This is a genomic window from Schnuerera sp. (assembly GCF_035459645.1).
In the GTDB taxonomy this organism is placed as follows: Bacteria; Bacillota; Clostridia; order Tissierellales; family Tepidimicrobiaceae; genus Schnuerera.
Genome location: NZ_DATHXO010000487.1, coordinates 1 through 4,413, shown reverse-complemented (window position 1 = coordinate 4,413; position 4,413 = coordinate 1). Strand labels below are relative to the sequence as shown.

Sequence of the window (4,413 nt, the reverse complement as noted above, 5' to 3'; positions counted from 1 at the left end):
TTATAAGGGTTCTTTTGAAGCTGAGAATATAATTTTTGAAACTAGAGAATTAATATGTGAACTATTTAACTATAATAAAGTTGAAAATGTAATATTTACTAAAAACATTACAGAAAGTCTTAATGTATTGATAAAAGGATTGATAAAAACAGGAGACCATGTAATAGTATCATCAATGGAACATAATGCAGTTACTAGACCATTAAATAGCCTTGTAAAAATAGGAGTTGAATTTACTAAAGTCCCTTGCAATAAATTAGGAGAATTGAATCCTGAAGATTTATTAGAATATATTAAACCCAATACTAAAGCTGTAGTTATGACCCATGCTTCAAATGTTTGTGGTACTATTTTAGATTTAAAAAGAGTGGGATCTATATGTAAAGAAAATGGATTATATTTTATCATTGATACGGCACAAACAGCAGGCTTTTTAGATATTGATTACAAAGATATAGGAGCTGATGCTATAGCATTTACAGGGCATAAAGGTCTTTTAGGTCCTCAAGGAATTGGAGGTTTTATTGTAAATGATGATATGGTGACAGTATTGGATACTTTCATAGAAGGAGGTACAGGTAGCTTATCTGATAAGGAAATACAACCTGAATATATGCCCGATAAATTTGAAGCTGGAACATTGAATATTCCAGGAGTTTATGGATTAAACGCTTCTTTAAGATATATTTTAAAGGAAAAAGTAAAGACCATAAGGGAAAAAGAATTACTTTTAGTAAATCACTTTATTGAAGAGATTTCAAATATCCAAGAAGTGAAAACTATTGGGAAAAAAGATTTAAAAGATAGAACTGGAGTAGTATCAATAGATGTTCCTCATATGGATAATGCTGAAGTATCTTATAATCTATATAATGACTTTGGCATAATGACTAGATGTGGACTTCATTGTGCACCATCAGCTCATAAAACTTTGGGAACTTTTCCAAAGGGTACGGTTAGATTTAGTTTTAGTCATTTTAATACGATAGAAGATGTAAATTATGCAGTGGACGCAATAAATAAGATAGTAAAAGGTTGATAGACTATGTATAAAGCCTTAGTTTTTATTATAATAATGAAAACTAAGGCTTTAATTTTTTGATTATTTTCATAATTTTATTGCATTTATATTAATAAATATTATACAATAAAATAAAATAAAGATTCACTATTTATATAGCTAAAGTATATAAAATATATTTGAATTAAAACTGAGGTGAGAATATGGTAAAACTGAAAAGCAAAGAAAAGGTACTTAAAGAATATATGAGTAGATATCCTGAACTAGACAATTTTTTTAAAGAAGAGCTTTCAGAAGAATATGGTCGATATGTAGAGGCTTCTCCACATATTCAGTTTATGGAGATTCTTGCACAGTATGGAATGATTAAATTTTTTAGAGATAATATGCTAGTGCAACAATAGAGAATGTAGCTAAAATCCAGTGAAAGAAATTTTCAACTGGATTAATTTATTTCTATAAACATATATAATCATAAGGAGATGTTTCAAATATGAAATATAAAATTGCTAAAATTATTAGCCTTATAACGGTAGTTCCATTAGTAGCTTTCTTTACTATACTATTATCTTTTATTTATGGGATAGATCAATCTGTTAAAACTGGTTGGCTTATATATTCTATTGTTTTTTTAACAGTAATTCCATTGCTTGCCTACCCAGTTCATAGGATGGTACCAAGATTTAAAAAACAGGGAAGAAAAATCGAAAGAAAGTTAGCTTTTATATTTGCTGTCATAAGTTATGTAATTGGCTCAATTCTTACCTTTTATTATGGCGCACCAGTATTGGTCAAAAAAATATTTATGGCTTATTTATCATCAGGAGTATTTTTAACCTTTGTAAATAAGGTATTAAAGATTAAAGCTAGTGGACATGCTTGCGGTGTATCTGGACCTATTACTTTGTTAGTTGATCTAGTTGGAACAAAGATGTTATGGCTTTTTTTAATAATACCGGTAATATATTGGTCTAGAATAAATTTAAAAAGACATAGTATAAGAGAATTGATTTTAGGGACATTAGTAGGGATTTTTTCTACATTATTCGCTATTAGTTTAGTTTAAAATTATAATCTTGCTTGACATGGAAATTTTCATATGATACGTTCAATAAGTCGAGAAGGTTAACAAATAAACCAAAAGGAGAATTAAAATATGAGTGAAAACAAAGTATTAGCAACAGTTAATGGAAAAGAAATAACTGATAAAGAAGTATATAATTTCTTAAATCAGTTAGCTCCACAAACGGCAGCTCAGTTTAATACACCAGAAGGTATCAATAAATTGGCAACTGAGTTGGTAAATCAAGAACTTCTATATTTAGAGGCAGTTGAAGATGGATTAGATAAGGAAGAAAATTTTAAAAGTCAATTAGAAAGTGTAAAAGAAAATGTTCTAAAACAATATGCAATCAATAAACTATTTGAAAACATTTCAGTATCTGAAGAAGAGATACAGAATTTTTATAATGAGAATAAGGAATATTTCAAAACTCCAGAATCTGCTCGAGCTAGCCATGTATTAGTTGATGATGAAGAAAAAGCAAAAGAAATATTAGAAGAAATTAACAATGGTTTATCTTTTGAAGATGCTGCTACTAAGTATTCTAGCTGTCCTTCAAAACAAAACGGTGGAGACTTAGGTGAATTCACTAGAGGTAAAATGGTACCAGAATTCGAAGAAGCTGCTTTTGCAATGGAAGAAGGGGAAATAAGCGAACCTGTAAAAAGCCAATTTGGATATCATATAATTAAATTAAGTTCTAAAAAAGAATCTAGAATTAGCGCTTTGGAAGAAGTAAAAAACCAAATTAACCAACAACTAGTAATGATGAAACAACAGGAAAAATATTTAAATAAAGCAGAAGAACTTAAAAATAAATATGATGTAAAGACTTATTTTTAAGAATTGAAATACAGAAAACAAAAAGAATAGAAAATAATATAAGGTCCTAGTTTCTTTAAATGTAGAGAACTAGGACTTTATATTTAAATAAATCTTCCAATGGGGGAGAATGGTTTGTTTATCAAATTAACAATATAAGGAATTTTTTTCTCATGCACTATAAGACAACAAGTTGATGGACCTCCTGATTTCAGTACATCAATATGTTCTGGGAAACTTTTATTTACCCTTAGACCTGATAATTTTTCTAATATACTTAATTCATATTTTATTCCCTTTGAGCCGACTGGAACTGCTTCTATTATCTCATTTGAATTAGAGATATCCAGATAATCTTTTAATTGAAGTACATCCTTAGAATTTAAAACTTCATTTCCTACAAGAGGATATCCTAAAAGGGAAATATACATATCTTTCTTAACTTTTTTAATTTTTAAATCAGAAATCTTTGCTCTAGATATTACAGTAATCCCTACACCTGTCATAGATGTAGGAAAATTTTCTTCAGTACTTCCTGTTAAAAATAGATCTGAAAGTTTATTTTCTTCAAGTTCACTTTTTATGCCTTTTATAATTTTTTTACCTGTAGGGTTCATTTCAACAGATAAAGTATCAGATATAACGATTGGTTTTGCACCAACACATAAAGCTTCCGAAAGAGCAACTTTTATAGTAGTTCTTCCTACCATTTCTTCATTTATTTTTAAGATATCATTATCCTTGTTACCTATTGCACCTAAGCTATCACAAGAGATAACGTAGGCAATGTCCTTTTCATAAATAATGATTAAATCTCTATATCTTTCTATCAAAGACATTACCATCCATTTTTTCCATTCCCTTATAAACTAAAGAAGCTAAAAATATATTAATAAATGAAGCAATTGTCAAAGGAAGAACCCATCCTATAAAAAATCCCCATCCAAATATAGGTACGAATAATAGAGTAGAAATAGGACCGTTTAATATAGTAGCAACAATTATTCCAATAGATATATTAAATTTTTTACAACAAAATCTAAATATATATGCATATATTGCCATTTGTATTGCTATGTATATATGAATAGGAATACCTAAAGGAAATCCAGAAGTAATTGCTGTAAGCAGATGACCCAAACTTATTACAATAGCACCATACCAACCTCCTAAATATAATGCAGCAAAATATCCTGGCATCGAATCGAAAGCAACAGTGTTAAAAACTTTTATAAGGGCACCTACCGCACTTAAAGCTATAAGCATGGCAACCATAGTAAGGGTTTTAATATGTTTTGATGAATTTATTTTTTCTTTCAAACTATCAACCTCCTAATATTTTATACTAAACTACACGAAACTGTTTCTTTTTATTTAAAGTAGGGACAATATAAGGAATATTAGTAATTGGATTATCAAGTAATTCTACATCGATTGAAAAAGCTGATTTTATATTGTCAAAAGTTAGTACCTTTTTAGGAGAACCAGAACCCATTATTTGTCCTTC

Annotated in this window: 6 protein-coding genes; 4 read left to right on the top strand and 2 right to left on the bottom strand. The window is 28.7% G+C overall.

The genetic code is table 11. The annotated features are described in order from the left end of the window. The 4 genes from VK998_RS11520 to VK998_RS11505 form a co-directional block, all read left to right on the top strand. Window positions 1–1,039, top strand: a 1,039-nt coding sequence (locus tag VK998_RS11520) for an aminotransferase class V-fold PLP-dependent enzyme (protein WP_325228453.1), incomplete at its 5' end; no start/stop codon positions are given. A gap of 185 nt (window positions 1,040–1,224) precedes the next feature. Next, on the top strand, window positions 1,225–1,425 hold the full coding sequence (locus VK998_RS11515; RefSeq protein WP_236911537.1) for a hypothetical protein: 201 nt from the start codon (window positions 1,225–1,227) through the stop codon (window positions 1,423–1,425). Between the two features lie 89 nt (window positions 1,426–1,514). Beyond that, the gene (locus VK998_RS11510; protein WP_325228451.1) at window positions 1,515–2,087 is read left to right on the top strand and encodes a hypothetical protein; all 573 of its coding nucleotides are present in this window, start codon (window positions 1,515–1,517) and stop codon (window positions 2,085–2,087) included. A 90-nt stretch (window positions 2,088–2,177) separates the two neighbouring features. Then, window positions 2,178–2,927: a peptidylprolyl isomerase gene (locus VK998_RS11505; protein WP_325228449.1), complete on the top strand. Its 750-nt coding sequence runs from the start codon at window positions 2,178–2,180 to the stop codon at window positions 2,925–2,927. Between the two features lie 83 nt (window positions 2,928–3,010). Here the strand turns inward: VK998_RS11505 and VK998_RS11500 are convergent, their stop codons facing one another. Both VK998_RS11500 and VK998_RS11495 read right to left on the bottom strand, forming a co-directional pair. After that, entirely contained in the window at window positions 3,011–3,745 is a 735-nt protein-coding gene (locus tag VK998_RS11500) for an AIR synthase related protein (RefSeq protein ID WP_325228448.1), read from the bottom strand. Further along, window positions 3,723–4,226, bottom strand: a complete 504-nt coding sequence (locus VK998_RS11495; protein WP_325228446.1) for an ECF transporter S component — start codon at window positions 4,224–4,226, stop codon at window positions 3,723–3,725. The genes VK998_RS11500 and VK998_RS11495 overlap by 23 nt, the downstream gene beginning before the upstream one ends. Window positions 4,227–4,413 lie beyond the last annotated feature (187 nt).

Bases quoted from the DNA above. Each gene is read 5' to 3' on its own strand.
- VK998_RS11515 (WP_236911537.1), top strand. From the start codon at position 1,225: ATGGTAAAACTGAAAAGCAAAGAAAAGGTACTTAAAGAATATATGAGT.
- VK998_RS11510 (WP_325228451.1), top strand. From the start codon at position 1,515: ATGAAATATAAAATTGCTAAAATTATTAGCCTTATAACGGTAGTTCCA.
- VK998_RS11505 (WP_325228449.1), top strand. From the start codon at position 2,178: ATGAGTGAAAACAAAGTATTAGCAACAGTTAATGGAAAAGAAATAACT.
- VK998_RS11500 (WP_325228448.1), bottom strand. From the start codon at position 3,745: ATGTCTTTGATAGAAAGATATAGAGATTTAATCATTATTTATGAAAAG.